The 16949-nt window shown below is 73.6% G+C and carries 15 protein-coding genes; 10 read left to right on the plus strand and 5 right to left on the minus strand.

Features of this window, described 5'->3' with window-relative positions; genetic code table 11:
* Positions 1 to 33 precede the first annotated feature (33 nt).
* The 4 genes from TU30_RS17545 (at position 34) to TU30_RS17560 (ending at position 4979) form a co-directional block, all read left to right on the plus strand.
* On the plus strand, positions 34 to 1392 hold the full coding sequence (locus tag TU30_RS17545; protein WP_042171030.1) for an ABC transporter substrate-binding protein: 1359 nt from the start codon (positions 34 to 36) through the stop codon (positions 1390 to 1392).
* Positions 1393 to 1397: 5 nt separating this feature from the next.
* Positions 1398 to 2411, plus strand: a complete 1014-nt coding sequence (locus tag TU30_RS17550) for a carbohydrate ABC transporter permease (RefSeq protein WP_042171033.1) — start codon at positions 1398 to 1400, stop codon at positions 2409 to 2411.
* A gap of 12 nt (positions 2412 to 2423) precedes the next feature.
* Positions 2424 to 3335 carry a carbohydrate ABC transporter permease gene (locus TU30_RS17555; protein WP_042171400.1) on the plus strand — a complete coding sequence of 304 codons (912 nt, stop codon included), beginning with the start codon at positions 2424 to 2426 and terminating at the stop codon, positions 3333 to 3335.
* Between the two features lie 204 nt (positions 3336 to 3539).
* Positions 3540 to 4979 (plus strand): GH1 family beta-glucosidase, encoded by a 1440-nt coding sequence (locus TU30_RS17560; RefSeq protein WP_042171036.1) that lies wholly within the window; start codon positions 3540 to 3542, stop codon positions 4977 to 4979.
* A gap of 142 nt (positions 4980 to 5121) precedes the next feature.
* Here TU30_RS17560 and TU30_RS17565 read toward each other — a convergent pair whose 3' ends face one another.
* Together TU30_RS17565 and TU30_RS17570 are read right to left on the minus strand one after the other, a co-directional pair.
* Entirely contained in the window at positions 5122 to 6531 is a 1410-nt protein-coding gene (locus TU30_RS17565; protein WP_042171040.1) for a HAMP domain-containing sensor histidine kinase, read from the minus strand.
* A complete protein-coding gene (locus tag TU30_RS17570; protein WP_042171041.1) occupies positions 6528 to 7247 on the minus strand; it encodes a response regulator transcription factor in 720 nt (239 codons plus the stop codon). Before TU30_RS17570 ends, TU30_RS17565 begins: the two co-directional genes overlap by 4 nt.
* 108 nt (positions 7248 to 7355) lie before the next feature.
* Here TU30_RS17570 and TU30_RS17575 point away from each other — a divergent pair, with 108 nt between their 5' ends.
* Positions 7356 to 7982, plus strand: coding sequence for a hypothetical protein (locus TU30_RS17575; RefSeq protein ID WP_042171042.1), 627 nt, complete (start codon positions 7356 to 7358; stop codon positions 7980 to 7982).
* A gap of 58 nt (positions 7983 to 8040) precedes the next feature.
* On the opposite strand, the gene TU30_RS17580 is transcribed toward TU30_RS17575, so the two are convergent.
* Both TU30_RS17580 and TU30_RS17585 read right to left on the minus strand, forming a co-directional pair.
* A complete protein-coding gene (locus tag TU30_RS17580) occupies positions 8041 to 8910 on the minus strand; it encodes a spermidine synthase (protein WP_042171045.1) in 870 nt (289 codons plus the stop codon).
* 37 nt (positions 8911 to 8947) lie between these two features.
* A complete protein-coding gene (locus tag TU30_RS17585; protein WP_042171049.1) occupies positions 8948 to 9367 on the minus strand; it encodes a hypothetical protein in 420 nt (139 codons plus the stop codon).
* Between the two features lie 299 nt (positions 9368 to 9666).
* Between TU30_RS17585 and TU30_RS17590 the strand changes: the two genes are divergently transcribed.
* Positions 9667 to 11109, plus strand: coding sequence for a hypothetical protein (locus tag TU30_RS17590; protein ID WP_042171053.1), 1443 nt, complete (start codon positions 9667 to 9669; stop codon positions 11107 to 11109).
* 30 nt (positions 11110 to 11139) lie between these two features.
* Here the strand turns inward: TU30_RS17590 and TU30_RS17595 are convergent, their stop codons facing one another.
* Complete coding sequence (locus TU30_RS17595; RefSeq protein ID WP_042171055.1) at positions 11140 to 11736, minus strand: histidine phosphatase family protein; 597 nt, start codon at positions 11734 to 11736, stop codon at positions 11140 to 11142.
* Between the two features lie 184 nt (positions 11737 to 11920).
* Between TU30_RS17595 and TU30_RS17600 the strand changes: the two genes are divergently transcribed.
* The 4 genes from TU30_RS17600 to TU30_RS17615 form a co-directional block, all read left to right on the plus strand.
* Positions 11921 to 12913 (plus strand): phosphatase PAP2 family protein, encoded by a 993-nt coding sequence (locus tag TU30_RS17600; RefSeq protein ID WP_042171058.1) that lies wholly within the window; start codon positions 11921 to 11923, stop codon positions 12911 to 12913.
* A complete protein-coding gene (locus tag TU30_RS17605) occupies positions 12855 to 14066 on the plus strand; it encodes a hypothetical protein (RefSeq protein WP_042171061.1) in 1212 nt (403 codons plus the stop codon). The genes TU30_RS17600 and TU30_RS17605 overlap by 59 nt, the downstream gene beginning before the upstream one ends.
* Positions 14057 to 15655, plus strand: coding sequence for a hypothetical protein (locus TU30_RS17610; RefSeq protein WP_042171064.1), 1599 nt, complete (start codon positions 14057 to 14059; stop codon positions 15653 to 15655). Before TU30_RS17605 ends, TU30_RS17610 begins: the two co-directional genes overlap by 10 nt.
* Positions 15652 to 16949 (plus strand): AAA family ATPase (locus TU30_RS17615; RefSeq protein WP_042171066.1); only part of this gene is annotated, 1298 nt, incomplete at its 3' end. The genes TU30_RS17610 and TU30_RS17615, both read left to right, overlap by 4 nt.

The following is a 16949-nucleotide window of genomic DNA, read 5'->3' on the forward strand; positions in this document are numbered from 1 at the left end:
GGGGTCGGCACGTCAGGGCAACAGGAGGACGCAATGCGAGCACGTACCCTCCCCTTCTCTCGGCAGCGTACGAACGGGGGGAAGCTCTTCACCCGCAAGGCACTGGCCATCGCGGCCGTGGTGTCGATGGGCACAGGGCTGCTGGCCGGCTGCGCCGACGACGGTGGGGACGGCGACTCCGACTCCTCGTCGGGCGGCGAGGGCAAGACGACGGTCACGCTGGGCCTGTTCGGCACCTTCGGCTTCAAGGAAGCCGGTCTCTACGCCGAGTACGAGAAGCTGAACCCGGACATCAAGATCGCCGAGAACGTCGTCGAGCGCAACGAGAACTACTACCCGGCGCTGCTCAACCACCTCACCACCAACAGCGGCCTGCAGGACGTCCAGGCCGTCGAGGTCGGCAACATCGCCGAGATCGTGGCCACCCAGGGCGACAAGCTCGAGGACCTCTCCAAGGCCGAGGGCGTGAACAAGAGCGACTGGCTCGAGTGGAAGTGGGAGCAGGCCACCACCAAGGACGGCCAGACCATAGGCCTGGGCACCGACATCGGCCCGATGGCGATCTGCTACCGCAAGGACCTGTTCGAGGAGGCCGGACTGCCGTCCGACCGCGCGGAGGTCGCCAAGCTGTGGGAGGGCGACTGGGAGAAGCTCGTCCAGGTCGGTGAGGACTACCAGAAGAAGGCGCCCAAGGGCACCACCTTCCTGGACTCCCCCGGCGGTCTGCTCAACGCGATCCTGAGCAGTGAGGAGGAGAAGTTCTACGACGCCTCCGGCGAGGTCGTCTACAAGACCAACCCGGCCGTCAAGGACGCCTTCGACCTGACCTCCGAGGCCGCCGAGAAGGGCATGATCGGCGCCCAGACGCAGTTCCAGCCGTCCTGGGACCAGACCATCTCCAACAACAAGTTCGCCGCGATGGCCTGCCCGCCGTGGATGCTCGGCTACATCAAGGGCAAGTCGCAGCCCGACGCCGCCGGCAAGTGGGACGTCGCCGTGCCCCCCAAGTCCGGCAACTGGGGCGGCTCCTTCCTGAGCGTGCCCAAGAGCGCCAAGAACGCCGACGAGGCCAAGAAGCTCGTCGCCTGGCTGACCGCTCCCGAGCAGCAGGCCAAGCTGTTCGAGGTGCAGGGCAGCTTCCCGAGCGCCCAGACCGCCTTCGACAGCCCCGAAGTGACCGGCGCCAAGAACGACATGACCGGTGACGCCCCGATCGGTGAGATCTTCTCCGAGGCCGCCCAGCAGATCCCCGTCCAGCCGATCGGTCCGAAGGACCAGATCATCCAGCAGGGTCTGACGGACAACGGCGTCATCCTCGTCACCAAGGGCAAGTCCGCCGAGGAAGCCTGGGAGACGGCCACCAAGACCATCGACAACAACCTGGACAAGTGACCCGGATGTCCCCCCGCAACGACACCGCCGCGCCCCCCGTCAAGGGGGGCGCGGCCCCGGGCCGCCCGCCCGGGGGCGCCGCGTCCGAGAACAAGGAGGAGCGGCACCGGCGAAAGCTGTCCCGGCGCTGGCAGCGCGACATGCGCTGGAGCCCGTACGCCTTCGTCTCGCCGTTCTTCCTGCTGTTCCTCGCCTTCGGCCTGTTCCCGCTGGTGTACACCGGCTGGGCCTCGCTGCACCAGGTCGAGCTGACCGCCCCGACCGACATGGAATGGGTGGGGCTGCGCAACTTCACCCGGATCTTCGACGACGAGTTCTTCTGGAACGCGGCGCAGAACACGCTGACCATCGGCGTCATCGCGACCGTTCCGCAGCTGCTGATGGCGATGGGCATCGCCCACATCCTCAACTACAAGCTGCGCGCCTCGACCTTCTACCGGGTCGCGATGCTCGCGCCGTACGCCACCTCGATCGCCGCCGCCTCCCTGGTGTTCGTGCTGCTCTTCGGGCGTGACTACGGCATGATCAACTGGGCGCTGGACTTCGCCGGGATCGACCCGGTCGACTGGCAGGGCGACAAGTGGCCCTCCCAGTTCGCCGTCTCGACCATCATCATCTGGCGTTGGACCGGCTACAACGCGCTGATCTACCTGGCCGCGATGCAGGCGATCCCGCAGGACCTGTACGAGTCGGCGGCGCTGGACGGCGCCAACCGCTGGCAGCAGTTCCTGAACGTGACGCTGCCGTCGCTGCGCCCGACCATCCTGTTCACGGTCGTGGTGTCCACGATCGGAGCGAGCCAGGTCTTCGGCGAGCCGCTGCTGTTCGACGCCAACAAGGGCGCTTCCGGCGGTGCGGAGCACCAGTTCCAGACGCTCGGCCTGTACCTGTACGAGCAGGGCTGGATCAACCAGCACCTGGGCCGCGCCTCGGCGATCGCGTGGATGATGTTCCTGATCCTGATCGTCATCGGCATCGTCAACTACGTCATCTCGCGCCGGCTGCGCGCCAGCAGTTAAGGAGTTGTGGCCGTGACGACGACTGTGACGCCCCCGCCCCCCGAGACCACGCCCGCCAAGGAGCGCAAGCGCTCCCGTCTGCCGAAGTCCGCGCGGGCCGGCGGCACCCTGCACGGCGGTCCGATCGCGTACGCGATCCTGATCGTGTTCACGATCGTCTCGCTGTTCCCGCTGGTGTGGACCGCGATCGCCGCCTCCCGGGACAACCAGCGCCTGGCCGAGACGCCGCCGCCGTTCTGGTTCGGCTCGAACCTGTTCAAGAACCTGGAGCTCGCCTGGACCGACGCCAACCTCGGTGAGGCGTTCCTCAACACCACGATCGTGTCCGGCATTTCGGCGGCCACCGTGGTGACCCTGTCGACGATCGCCGGGTTCGCCTTCGCCAAACTGCGCTTCAAGGGCCGCAACGCGATGATGCTCATCGTGATCGGCACGATGATGGTGCCGCCGCAGCTGAGCGTGATCCCGCTGTACATGATGGTCGCCAAGCTGGACTGGACCGACCAGCTGCAGGCGGTGATCTTCCCGTCGCTGGTGAGCGCGTTCGGTGTGTTCTTCATGCGGCAGTACCTGCTCCAGGCGCTGCCGGACGAGATCATCGAGGCCGCCCGGGTCGACGGCGCGAGCAGCTGGCGCGTGGTCTGGCACGTGGTGTTCCCGGCGGCGCGGCCGGCGATGGCCGTGCTGGGCATGCTGATCTTCGTACAGACCTGGAACGACTTCCTGTGGCCGTTCCTCGTCCTGACCCAGTCCGGCAACCCGACCGTGCAGGTCGCGGTCGCGGGCCTCGGCCGCGGCTTCACCCCGGACCAGTCCCTGATCATGGCGGGCGCGCTGCTCGGCACGCTGCCGCTGCTGCTGGTCTTCGCGCTCTTCGGCAAGCAGATCGTGGGCGGCATCATGCAGGGTGCGGTCAAGGGCTGACGCCGCGAACCTCCCCGCCCCGGTAGGTTCCTTCCGCGTACGTCCCTTGTCCGTACGTCCCTTCCCCGGGGGCCGGGTCACCGACGCCTCGGCCCCTGCTCGTCCTCTCTTTCCCGCTTCCCCCTTCCCCCACTCCTCCCCCCCCTTCCCCCCTTGCTCACTCCGACTCGTAGGTCCGCCACGACCTCCCATGGGAGCGCTTCCATGTCTGACTCCGCAACGCCGGTGACCCCGGCGACCTTTCCCCCCTCCTTCCTCTGGGGCTCCGCGACCTCTGCCTACCAGATCGAGGGCGCCGTGCAGGAGGACGGACGCACCCCGTCCATCTGGGACACCTTCAGCCACACCCCGGGCAAGACCGCCGGCGGCGACACCGGTGACATCGCCAACGACCACTACCACCGCTACCGCGACGACGTGGCGATGATGGCGGACCTGGGCCTGGGCGGCTACCGCTTCTCCGTCTCCTGGCCCCGGGTGCAGCCGACCGGCCGCGGCCCGGCCGTGCAGCGCGGCCTGGACTTCTACCGCAAGCTGGTCGACGAACTGCTCGAGCACGGCATCAAGCCCGCCGTCACCCTCTACCACTGGGACCTGCCGCAGGAGCTGGAGGACGCGGGCGGCTGGCCGGAGCGCGACACCGCCTACCGCTTCGCCGAGTACGCGCAGATCGTCGGCGAGGCGCTCGGCGACCGGGTGGAGCAGTGGATCACGCTCAACGAGCCGTGGTGCAGCGCCTTCCTGGGCTACGCGTCCGGCGTGCACGCGCCCGGCCGCACCGACCCGGTGGCCTCACTGCGGGCCGCCCACCACCTGAACCTGGCACACGGCCTGGGCGCCAAGGCGCTGCGGTCGGTGATGCCGGCCCGCAACTCGGTCGCGCTCAGCCTCAACACCTCGGTGGTGCGGCCCCTTTCCCCGAACGACCCGGCGGACCTGGCTGCGGCGCGCAAGATCGACGACCTGTCCGGCGGCATCTTCCACGGCCCGATTCTGCACGGCGCCTACCCGAAGACGCTGCTGGAGGCGACCGCGTCGCTCACCGACTGGCCGTTCGTCCAGGACGGCGACCTGGAGCTGATCCACCAGCCGCTGGACGCGCTGGGACTCAACTACTACACGCCCACCCTGGTGTCGGCGGCGGACCCGGACGCGAAGGGACCGCGGGCCGACGGCCACGGGGAGAGCGAGCACTCGCCGTGGCCCGCCACGGACGACGTCGCCTTCCACCAGTCCCCGGGCGAGCAGACCGAGATGGGCTGGTCCGTCGACCCGACGGGTCTGTACGACCTGATCATGCGCTACACCCGCGAGGCGCCCGGCCTGCCGCTCTACGTCACCGAGAACGGCGCCGCCTACGACGACAAGCCCGGCGCCGACGGCGCGGTGCACGACCCTGAGCGTGTCGCCTACCTGCACGGCCACCTCTCCGCGGTCCGCCGGGCCATCACCGACGGTGCGGACGTGCGCGGCTACTACCTGTGGTCCCTGATGGACAACTTCGAGTGGGCGTACGGCTACGAGAAGCGGTTCGGCGCGGTCTACGTCGACTACGCGACCCAGGTCCGGACCCCGAAGTCCAGCGCCCTCTGGTACGGCCGGGCGGCCCGGTCGGGCACCCTCCCGGAGCCCGACGGCATCTGACCCTCCCGGGCACGGGGGCACGGGAGGGGAAAAACCGGGGGCGGGGGAACGGGGCGCGGTGTCTCAGGGGGAGCGCCGCGCCCCACGCGGGTGTCCGCACCCCGCCCGGGGCGCGCGCCGGTGTGTTCCCTCCCGACCGGTGTCAGCGCCGGAGCATCGGCACCAGGCGCCCCGGGCGACGGCGGCGTACGGTACCGCGGTGGCCGCGGGACCGGCCGCGAGGCGCTCCCTCGCGGCCGTCCACCTGGATCCAGATCCGTACCTCGGTCCCGCCGAGCACCGACGAGCCGACGCGGACGTCCCCGCCGGTGGCCTCCGCGAGGCGGCGCACGATGTCCAGTCCGAGTCCGGTGGAGCCGTCGCTGCCGGAGCCCCGGCCGCGGGCCATCGCCCCCTCGGGGTCGGGTATGCCGGGGCCCGCGTCGGAGACGAGCACGATCACCGCGTCCTCGCCGTTGTGCACGTCGACCGCGAAGGCGGTGCCCTCGGCGGTGTGCCGGAACACGTTGCCGAGCAGGGCGTCGAGGGCGGCGGCCAGATCGGCGCGGGCCACGGGGATGCGTACGGGGGTGTCGGCGCCGGCCACCCGCCACTTGCGGCCCTCGTCCTCGGCGAGCGCCGACCAGAACACCATCCGCTCGCGGACCACTTCGGCGGCGTCGCAGCCGGCGCCGGGGCCCGCGGCGGCCGTCTGCGGTTTGGCGTCCCGCGCGGTGCGGATGATGGTGTCGACCTCGCGCTCCAGCTGTTCCACCGCCGCGCGGGTCTGGTCGGCGGCCGATCCGTCGCCCAGCGAGGCGGCGTTGAGCCGCAGCACGGTCAGCGGGGTACGCAGCCGGTGGGACAGGTCGGCGGCCAGCTCCCGCTCGTTGGCGAGGAGTTGCACCACCTGGTCGGCCATGGAGTTGAACGCCACCGCCGCCAGCCGCAGTTCGGCGGGCCCCTTCTCGGGCACCCGCGCCCCCAGCTTGCCCTCCCCCAGTTCGTGCGCGCCCTCGACCAGGCGCTGCGCGGGCCGCACCATCCGTACGCCCAGCCGGTCGGCGACCGCGACCGAGCCGAGGACCAGGGCGGCGCCGACCGCCGCCAGGACCGCCCAGGCCGTGCCCACCCCGTTGGTGACCTCGGCCTCCGGGACGTACACCTCGACCACGGCGATCTCGCCGCTGCTGAGCGCGACCGGCTGGAGCAGCGCGGAGCCGCCGGACACCCGGGAGGTGGAGACACGGCCCAGGTTCCGCACCGCCTCGATGTCCTCCGCGGTGGCGCGCCGGCGGCCGATGTCGAGGGGCTTGCCGCCGTCCGCGGCGGGGATGTGCACGGCCATCCCCGCGTCGGCCCCGCCGGAACCCGCGGAGGCGACGACACGTTCGAGCTGGTCGCGGTCGGTGGTGATGGACAGCGCGGGGGCGACCGCGGCGGCTTCCCGTTCGGCGTTGGAGAAGGCGCGGTCGCGGGCCATCTCGCGGATGACCAGGCCGAGCGGTACCGCGAAGGCGACCACGACCATCGCGGTCACCGCCACGGACACCTTCACCAGGGCCCACCTCATCGCGGCTGCTCCGCTCCGGGGACCCGGTCGGCGGGCGGCTCCAGTTTCACGCCGACGCCCCGCAGGGTGTGCAGATAGCGCGGCCGGGCGGCCGTCTCCCCCAGTTTCCGGCGCAGCCAGGACAGATGGACGTCGATGGTCTGGTCGTCGCCGTACGACTGCTGCCACACCTCGGCGAGGAGTTCCCTGCGGGCGACGACGACCCCGGGCCGCCCGGCGAGGAAGGCGAGGAGGTCGAACTCGCGCCGGGTCAGATCGAGTCGCACGCCGTCGAGTTCGGCCTGGCGGCGCAGCGGGTCGACGGTCAGTCCGCCCACCCGGATCACCGGGGACGGCGCGGCCTCCCCCGCGAGGGAACGCGCCCGGCGCAGGACGGCCGCCATGCGGGCCGAGAGGTGTTCCACCGAGAAGGGCTTGGTCAGGTAGTCGTCCGCGCCGGCGTTCAACAGGCGTACGATCTCGGCCTCGTCGTCCCGCGCGGTGGCGATGATCACCGGTACGTCCGTGATGCCGCGCAGCATCTTCAGCGCCTCGGAGCCATCGAGGTCGGGCAGCCCGAGGTCCAGGACGACGACGTCGAACCGGACATGGGCGACCTCGCGCAGCGCCTCCAGCGCCGTCCCCACACTGCGCACGGTGTGCGCGGCGTCGGTCAGCTGCCGGATGAGCGCCGAGCGTACGAACGGGTCGTCCTCGACCACGAGAACACATGCCATGGGCGGCACCGTACGCCATGCCGGGCGGGCCGGTGCCGGCCTGTGAACGACTCCGGATCCCGGAGGGAGGGCGACACTGCCGGGACGGGTGAGGCAGTATGGCCGGCGATGCGCAGAGGACTCGTACACCTGCTGGCCTGGCTGCTCGCCACGGGCGCGGCGGTCACGCTGTCGTGGTGGGGTGTGCACACCGTGATGGAGGGCACCGCCTACGACCCTCCGCGCGCGCTGCCCGTCCCGGCCGGGGACGCGACGACGCGGGAGTCGAAGCCGGTGTCGTCCTCGACCCGGCGCCCGTCCGGCGAAGAGGCGTCGAAGACCGCCGAGGACGACCGGGGCGGCGAAGGCGGTGCGAAGGACAAGGGCGACAGCGAGGGCACTCGGGGCGCCGACGCGCAGGCCCCCGGCCCGTCCCGGCAGGCGGCGCGGGAGCCCGGCGGGGCGTCCGCCGCACCCGGTCCGGAACCGGCCGATCCCGCACCGGCCGGCGGCGACCCCGCCCCGGCCGCCTCCGGCGAGGTCAGGGCCTACGACACCGCCGGCGGCCGGGCGGTCTTCGACCTCGGCGAGACGTCCGCCTCGCTGGTGTCGGCGACGCCCGGGGCGGGCTGGTCGATGCAGGTGTGGAAGACGGAGTCGTGGATCCGGGTGGAGTTCACGGCGGACACGGACCGGGTGTCGGTCTTCTGCACCTGGCACGACGGCCCGCCGCGCGTGGAGATCGGCACCTACTGATCGGCGCCTGGCCGGTCCGCGCCTGCCGGCCCGCGCCTGCCGGTCGGCGGGCGCGGGCTCAGCGGAACACCGACGCCGGTGGCGCCGGTGAGGCGACCGCCGCCAGGTCGGTGACCGGGGTGGCACCGCCGGTGAAGTCCCTGAGTTCCGGGCCGTGCTGGACGCGGCCCGGGTGCGGATCACCGGCGGCGCGGCGGGTCAGCTCGGCGACCGGGAGAGGCGCGTCGGAGGCGACCAGCACGGCGTTGCCGAAGCGCTTGCCGCGCAGCACCGCCGGGTCGGCGATCAGCGCGAGTTCGGCGAACCGGGCGGCGGCGGTGGCGATCTGGCCGCGCAGATGGGCCAGCGGCGGCCCGTCGGCGAGATTGGCGGCGTAGACCCCGCCGGGGCCGAGGGCCCTGCGGACGTCGTCCAGGAACTCGGTCGAGGTCAGGTGGGCGGGGGTGCGGGCGCCGCTGAACACGTCGGCGACGACGAGGCCGGCCCATCCGTCCGGTACCTTCGCGAGCCCTTCCCGGGCGTCCACCGAGCGCACCCTGATCCGCGACCTGGGGTCCGGCGGCAGCTCCCGGCGGACCAGTTGCACCAGCTTGGCGTCCCGCTCGACGACCTGCTGGGTGGACCGGGGCCGGGTGGCGGCGACGTACCGGGCGAGAGTGAAAGCGCCGCCGCCGAGATGCACGGCCTGCAGCGGCCGGCCGGCCGGCGCGACGGTGTCGACGACGTGTCCGAGCCGCCGCTGGTACCCGAAGGAGAGGTACGCGGGGTCGTCCAGGTCGACGTGCGACTGCGGGGCGTCGTCGATCAGCAGCGTCCACGCCCTCGGCCGCTCCCGGTCGGGAACGAGCCGGGCCGTCCCCCCGTCGACCCTCTCCACGACGGCGTCGGCGGCGGCCTGCCCGCGCCCGGAGTTCCTGGACCTTCCCATGGGGCCATTGTCCCCCGACCGGCACCCGCGGCGGTCGTCACCGGCGGTTGTCCGCCGCGTCGATCAGCCGCTGCGCCTCGCCCAGCGCCTCCCGCAGGGCCGCGGGATCGGTGGCGAGGTGGGCGTCCCCGGGCGGCAGCAGCCACTCCGAGCCCTCCACCGGCGGCTCGGGGGCGGGCGCCCCGGGGGCCGGGGCCGGCTGCGGCCCGTGGCCGTCGGTCCGGGCGCAGGTGCTGCCCGGCACGTCCCACTCCGCGGCCGTCCCCGGCGGCACCAGGAAGCCGAGCGTGCGCCCTCCCTCGTCGTGCAGGACGGGACCCACCGCGTCGCCCTCCGCCTGGCGCCGGAGGATGTCGACCGCCTCCAGGCCCTGGCGGGCCGGAACCGTCACCACGTCGCAGCAGCCCGGCGGCCCGCCGCGCCGCGTCCGGGGTTCACCGCTTCGGCTGGTCACCATCCCGGCCTCCGCATGTCGTCCTCCGCATCTCCACCTCCACCACACACCCGGGTTCAACGCGTCGGACGGCCGACGGCTACGGCGAAACCCAATAGCACAGAATGGCACTTCATGGCGGATCACGGACGAGATATCCGCTTTGCGGCAGAACTTTGTGTGGCGACCCGGTCACAGCAGGTACGTTCTTGCTCGCCGGTACCAGGACGGTGCCCGCGCGGCGCATGGGCGCACCATGACGAACCGCAGGGAACCGCCCTGTCGTCCGGCATGGTTCGACGGTTCGCAGAGAGGACCCGGCCATGGCGTCGTCAACGGTGCCCTCGTCCCAGCCCGACCGGCCCCCGCGGCCGAATCCCGTCTTCCGGCAACTGCGCGGACCGCGCTCGCCGGCCGAGTTCGCCGCGTCGGTCCGCCGGGCCGCCCGCGAGATCGGCGAGCGGGTCAGCTGTGACGCACGGTACGTGCACCGGGTGGAGGCAGGCGAGATCCGCTGCCCCAACTACGCCTACGAGCGGGTGTTCCTGCACATGTTCCCCGGCCGGACGCTGACCGACCTGGGCTTCGCACCCCGTTCCTCGGTCCGCGGACGCCGGGCGCGGGACGACGGGGACACTCCCCCGCCGCCCGCCGGGGACCCGGCACTCGCCACGAGCGAGACCGGCGGGGCCCCCGAACCGTACGAAACGCGGAACCCGTACCACACGCACCACAACTACGAGGAGAGCGACGTGCTGCGTCGCGCATTCATGACCGGCGGGGGCGCCACGGTGGCCGCCGCCTCACTGGGCCCGACCGCCCTCGCCCCGGACGCCTCGGCGGCACAGCGTGCCGTGCGCCGACCGGGCGCGAGCGACGCCGGAGCCCTGGAAAACGCCGTCCGCCGTATCCGGCTGCTCGACGACCGGCACGGGGCCGACGGCCTCTACCGGCGGGCCGCCGCACCGCTGCGCGCCGCCTACGCCCTGCTCGACGCCGGCGCGACCCGGCAGCGGACGGCGGACCGGCTGTACGCGGGCGCCGGTGAACTCGCCATCTCGGTGGGCTGGCTGGCGCACGACTCGGGCCGCTTCGACGACGCCCGCTCGCACTACGCGGAGGCGCTGGCGACCGCGCGGGTGACGGGGGACCCCGGGCTCGAGGCTCACGCCTTCTGCAACACGGCGTTCCTGGCCCGCGACGCGGGCCGGCCGCGGGAGGCGGTGCGGGCGGCGCAGGCCGCGCAGCGGGCCGCGCGCCCGCTCGGCTCCCCCCAGCTGATGTCGCTGCTGGCGCTGCGCGAGGCGGGCGGCTGGGCCGGGCTCGCCGACCGGGCGGGCTGCGAACAGGCGCTGGCCCGCGCGCAGGCCTACTTCGACCGCGGGCCCACGCCGGCCGACCCCGAGTGGATGACCTTCTACGGGGAGGCCGAACTGGAGGGCCTGGAGGCACAGTGCTGGTCCACCCTCGGCGACTGGCCACGGGCGGCCCGGCACGCGCGGCGGGCGGCGGAGCTCCAGGACCCGCACTTCACCCGCAACATCGCGTTGTACACGGCGGAGCTGGCGGACGACCTGGCGCGCGGCGGACTTCCGGACGAGGCGGCCACGGCCGGGATGCGGGTACTGGACCTGCTGCCGGAGGTCCAGTCGTGCCGGGTCCGGACGATACTGGCGGGCACCGCCCGCGTCCTGCTCCCGCACCGCCGTGCCTCGGACGTCTCGGCCTTCCTGGAGCGCCACGCCTCACTCCCCCGCACGGTGTGACCGGCGGGGGCGGCGCCCCGGGGCCCGGGGTCAGCCCGCCAGGTGTCCCAGGTCGTTCCAGCTCTCGACGGCCGGTTCCCCGTACGCCCAGCCCAGGACCGACAGGGAGGTCGGGTTGAGGCGGATGCGGGCCGCGAAGCCGAGCGGCAGCCCCAGCCAGCGGGCCCCGATGGAGCGCAGGATGTGCCCGTGGGCGAAGACCAGGACGTCCCGGTCGGCGGAGCGCGCCCAGGCCACCGCCTCGTCCGCGCGGGCCGTCACCTCGTCGAGGCTCTCCCCCGCGGGGACACCGTCCCGCCAGATCAGCCAGCCGGGACGGTCCGCCCGTATCTCCGCGGGGGTCAGGCCCTCGTAGGCACCGTAGTGCCACTCCATGAGGGTGTCCCAGGGCTGCGCGCGCTCGCCGAACCCGGCGAGTTCGCAGGTCTCGCGCGCGCGGGAGAGCGGGCTGGTGCGCACCTCGACGTCCGGTATCCCGTCGTACGGCGGGCGGTGCAGGCGTTCCCCGAGCAGCTCGGCGCCCCGCCGGCCCTCCTCCAGCAGCGGCACGTCGGTCCTGCCGGTGTGCTTGCCGGACAGCGACCACGCGGTCTGTCCGTGCCGGGCCAGCAGCATGCGCGGTGCCATGGGAGACCTTCCGGGAGGAAACGCAGGGGAACCCCTCCATCATCGCGCACCCCGGCCACGGGCAACCCGGAGGGCGATCGCCGCGTCTATCAGGGCCGGGGCGCCTCGGCGGGGGTGCCCGCACGCCGTAGAGTGGCCGACCACCATGCGGGCGCCGCGCAGGGACGAGGGGGAGGGCCATCGGATGCCGCACAGCGAGATACCGGGTACCGAAGGGGCCCCGGCGACCCGGCTGCGCTGGTGGACCGAACTGCCGCTGATCCTTCTCGTGTACGCCTGCTACTCGGCGGGGCGGTTGTTGGTCCGGGGCGACGTCGCCGACGCCGTGGACCACGGTCTGGCGATCCTGCGCATCGAGCAGGCGCTGCATCTCAACGCCGAGCAACCGCTGAACCGGCTCTTCACGCGCGAGCCGTGGCTCGGGATCCCGGCCGACTTCTGGTACGCGTCGCTGCACTACCTGGTGACGCCCGCGCTCCTGGTCTGGCTGTTCCGCTCCCGCGCGGTGCACTTCCGCGCCGCCCGCACCTGGCTGATGACGTCGACGTTCATCGGGCTGATCGGCTTCACCCTGCTGCCCACCTGCCCGCCCCGGCTGCTCGACGCGAGCCACGGCTTCGTCGACACGATGGCCCAGTACAGCTCGTACGGGTGGTGGGCCGGTGAGGCCAGCGCCCCCAGAGGGCTGGGTGGCCTGACCAACCAGTACGCGGCGATGCCGAGCCTGCACGTGGGCTGGGCCCTGTGGTGCGGCATGGTGCTGTGGCGGCACGGCGGTACGCGGTGGGCGAGGGCGGCGGGCGTCGTCTACCCGCTGGTGACGCTCGTCGTGGTGATGGGCACCGCCAACCACTACTTCCTCGACGCGGTCGCGGGCGCCGCAGTGATGGGCGCCGGGCTGCTGCTCACGCCGGTCGTGCTGCGGAACGCGGACCGGGCGAAGGCCGGCGTACTGCCGCGTCTCGCCCCGCAGTTCGCACGGCGTTCCGCACCGGCCGAGGTCGCCTCGTCCGTCCCGGGTTCCCCGATTGTCAGTGCCGGATGCCAGACTTCCGCGGGTGAGCAATTTCCACGGCAGCGGCAGCCCGGGCCACGGTTCGCCTCCGGAACCGAGCCGGGTGTCTCCCCTCCAGCCCGGGGAGAAGACGACCGGACGGCTGCGGCACCGGCTCGCTGAGCTGCGCGGCCCGGGCGTACGGGCCAAGGCACTGGACGCGCGCGCCCTGGCCGCCCTGGCCGCCAACCCGGGCTGCGAGCGGCGCGCGATCCTCGACGGCGCGGGGGTGGACAAGGCCACGCTCGCGGGCGCGCTGGGCTCCCCGTCGGTCTTCGGCCAGTCCCAGTTCGCGTTCGTCCGGGGCAACGCGTTCGAGGCCAAGGTCAAGGCGGACGGCGGCACGGAGCTGCTGCGGCTGGTCCACGAGAAGCTGGACCGCTCCGCCGAACCACCCGCCGCCCCGCGCGTCCCGGACCTGTCCGCGGCGGGCCACGAGGGGCGTCGGGCGCGCACGGAGCTGGCGCTGGGCGAGGCCGTCCGGGCGCCGGGCGAGTGGACGCTGCTCGACCACCCGTTGCTCGCGCTGGACGTCGCGGGTTCCCCGGCGTTCCTGGAGCCGGACGCGGTGGTGGTGCACCCGGACGGCAGTTGGACGGTCGTGGAGATCAAGTCCTTCCCCCTCCTCGACGGTTCGGCCGACCCGGCGAAGGTCGGCGCGGCCGCCCGGCAGGCCGCGGTGTACGTGCTCGCGCTGGAGGAGGTCGCCGCCCGCCTCGCCGCCGCCCCGGACACGGCCGCGGAGACGGCCCCGGACACGGCCGCTCCCCGCGTGCGGCACCGGATTCTGCTGGTGTGCCCCAAGGACTTCTCCAACCTGCCGGCCGCGTCCGCCGTGGACGTGCGCAAGCAGCGCGCGGTGACCGCCCGTCAGCTCGCCAGGCTCACCCGGATCGAGAACATCGCGGACGCGCTCCCCGAGGGCATCTGCTTCGCCCCCGAGCTGCCCCGCGACCGGCTGGCGGCTTCGGTGGAGTCCGTCCCGGCGAGTTACGCGCCGGAGTGCCTGTCCGCGTGCGAGCTGGCCTTCCACTGCCGGGACCGCTCCCGCGCGCAGGACGCGGTGACCGCGCTGGGCCGCCCGGTCCGCGCCGAGTTGGGCGGCCTGACGACGGTCGAGGACGTCCTGGCGGCGTCCCGCGGCGAGCTCGGTGATCCCGACGATCCGACGGTCGCCGCCCTGCGCCGGGCGGCAGCCCTGCGCGCGGAGGCCCTCGCCGACGCGGCGGGATCCGTCCGCGCGTCCGTCCGCGCGGAGGTGGACCCTTGTCGCTGATCACCACCCTCGCCCGCCTCGAGGCCGTCAGCACCGGCCGGGCCCGGCCCGTCGCCACCGTCCGGCACCGGCATCTGTCCGAGCGGCCCCTGGTGTTCGTGCCGCTGACCACCGCCGGTGAGGCGGGAGCCCCGCTCGGCGCGCTGGTGGGCACCGACCGGGACGCGCCCCGGCTGCTGGCCGTACCGCAGCCGCGCGACCGCGACCTCAGGTTCGCGTTCCTGGCCGAACTGGCCGACGTGGTCCTGCCCTACATCGACAGCTGCGCCGAGGCCGTGGAGGCCGCGGAGCGCGGCGAGACCGACCCCCAGACCGGCAAACGGGTCAAGGTCGAGGTCGAACTGTGCGCGGACGCCCCGCAGTTGATCGTGCCGAGCCGGGCCGGTGTCGACCTCGTACGGCTCCTCGGCCGTTCCACCCGGTTTCGGCGCACGGCGGAGCAGGACCCGGAGGCGCCCTTCCCCGCGCCGCCCCGGGTGCCGTTGCTCGGGCGGTGGCTGACGCACTTCGGGGAGCGGGCCCGGGTGCCCGGGTCGTCGCTGCTGCCGGCCATGACCGACCTGCTGGGCCGGCACTGGGCGACCGGGCAGTCCACCCTGGAGGACCAGCACCTGGGGGCGCTGCTCGCGTGGATCGACCCGCCCGCGGGGCGCTCCGGCGCCGAGGCCGCGCGGGAGGCGGAGCTGGCGCGGGACGCCGACGGGCAGTTGCGGTGCCCGCCCGCGGGCCCGGCGACCGACCCCGCGTTCGACAACAAGCTGCTCGCCCCGGCGATCGAGCGGTACGACCGGGCCCGTACGGCGCTCGCCGCCGCGCAGGACGGCCTGGAGGCCGACGAGCGGCTCGGCGCGCTGACGGCGGCGGAGCGGGAGATCCACAAGCTGGTTCAGAGCCGTACGCGGCCCACCTGGGACGCGGTGTGGCGGGGCCTGGACCTGCTGCGGGCGCTGCCCCGGGGGGCGCGGGTCGAGGAGCGGTGGACGCGTGACCGCTGGTCGTTCACCGGTCACCGGGACCGGGTGCTGGCCGGCGAGCCGCCCCAGCCGCGCCACGACGACGCGGTGACCGCGGCCAACAAGCTCGCCACGCGCGAGCGGGAGCAGGCCCGGCTGGAAGCGCAGGAGGCCCTCGACGACCCGTTGGTGATGGCGGGCCGGCGGCTGTCCGGGGAGGCGTTCGTCGGCGAGGTCACCGATGTCGTCATGGCGTACAGCGAGAGCAGGCGGCCGAGCCCCCGCCCGCTGGTCACCGTCCGCACGGACGACCGCCCGCACCTGGGCGAGCGGGTCCGCGTGTACCGCTCCCTGGGCGGAAAGCCGCAGGCGGCCGAGTTCGTCGCCGCGGAGGAGGACGGGGCCCTGCTCATTCTGCGGATCATGGACAGGATGGGCCGCGGCAAGGAGCCGGAGGCGGGCTCGGTGCCGGAGAAGGGCGACCACGTCCTCTTCACGCTGTTCGAGCACGAACCGCGCGGCGGGGCGAAGCTGCCCGACCCGGAGGAGACCCCGTGGACCCATGGCGGGCCACCCGGCGCACAGGCCGGTGTGCCGGAGCCCGCCGACCCGGTGACCGAGGAGGACGTGCTGTGACCCACTCGCCCACCGAGACCGTCTTCGACGCCGGTGCGGCCGCCACCCGGGCCACCGACGCGATCCTGCGCGACACCCTGCACGGCACCGCGCGCGGCGTGGTCGTCGACTCCCCGCCCGGCGCCGGCAAGTCCACGCTCGTGGTCCGCGCGGCGCTGGAACTCGCCGACGCGGGACGCCCGCTGATGGTGGTGGCGCAGACCAACGCCCAGGTGGACGACCTGGTGCTGCGGCTCGCGGAGAAGAACCCCGGGCTGCCGGTCGGCCGGCTGCACAGCAGTGACGCCGACCCGTACGACAAGGCGCTGGACGGCCTGGACAACGTCCGCACGTCGGCGAAGGCGTCCGACCTCGCGGGGCTCGACGTGGTCGTCTCGACGGCCGCCAAGTGGGCGCACGTCAAGGGCGTCGAGCCGTGGGCGCACGCGATCGTCGACGAGGCGTACCAGATGCGCTCGGACGCGCTGCTCGCCGTGGCCGGACTGTTCGAGCGGGCGCTGTTCGTGGGCGATCCGGGGCAGTTGGACCCGTTCTCGATCGTGGGCGGCGAGCAGTGGGCGGGGCTGTCGTACGACCCGTCCGCGTCCGCCGTGACCACGCTGCTCGCGCACAATCCCGAACTGCCGCAGCACCGCCTGCCGGTGTCGTGGCGGCTGCCCGCCTCGGCGGCGCCCCTGGTGTCGGACGCGTTCTACCCGTACACGCCGTTCCGCAGCGGCACCGGCCACGGCGACCGGCGGCTCGCGCTCGGGGTGCCGTCGGACGGTTCGGGGCCCGACCGGGTGATCGACGAGGCCGCCGGGTCCGGCTGGGGCCTGCTGGAGCTGCCCGCCCGGCACACCCCGCGCACGGACCCGGAGGCGGTGCGGGCGGTGGCGCTGGTCGTGCGCCGGCTGCTCGACCGGCGGGGCGCGTCGGTCTCCGAGCGGGCCGAGGACGCGGTGCCGCTGACCGCCGACCGGATCGCCGTGGGCACCGCGCACCGCGACCAGGCGGCGGCGGTGCGGGCGGCGCTGGCCGGGCTGGGGGCGGCGGACGTCACCGTGGACACGGCGAACCGGCTCCAGGGGCGTGAGTTCGACGTCACGGTGGTGCTGCACCCGTTGTCCGGCCGCCCCGACGCCACCGCCTTCCACCTGGAGACGGGCAGGCTGTGCGTGCTGGCCTCCCGGCACCGGCACGCCTGCATCGTGGTGTGCCGGGCGGGCGTCGGCGAGCTGCTGGACGCCTACCCGTCGACGGAACCGGTCCAGCTGGGCACCCTCGTGAAGTTCCCGGACGGCTGGGAGGCCAA

The organism is Streptomyces sp. NBRC 110035 (assembly GCF_000829695.1).
GTDB lineage: Bacteria > Actinomycetota > Actinomycetes > Streptomycetales > Streptomycetaceae > Streptomyces.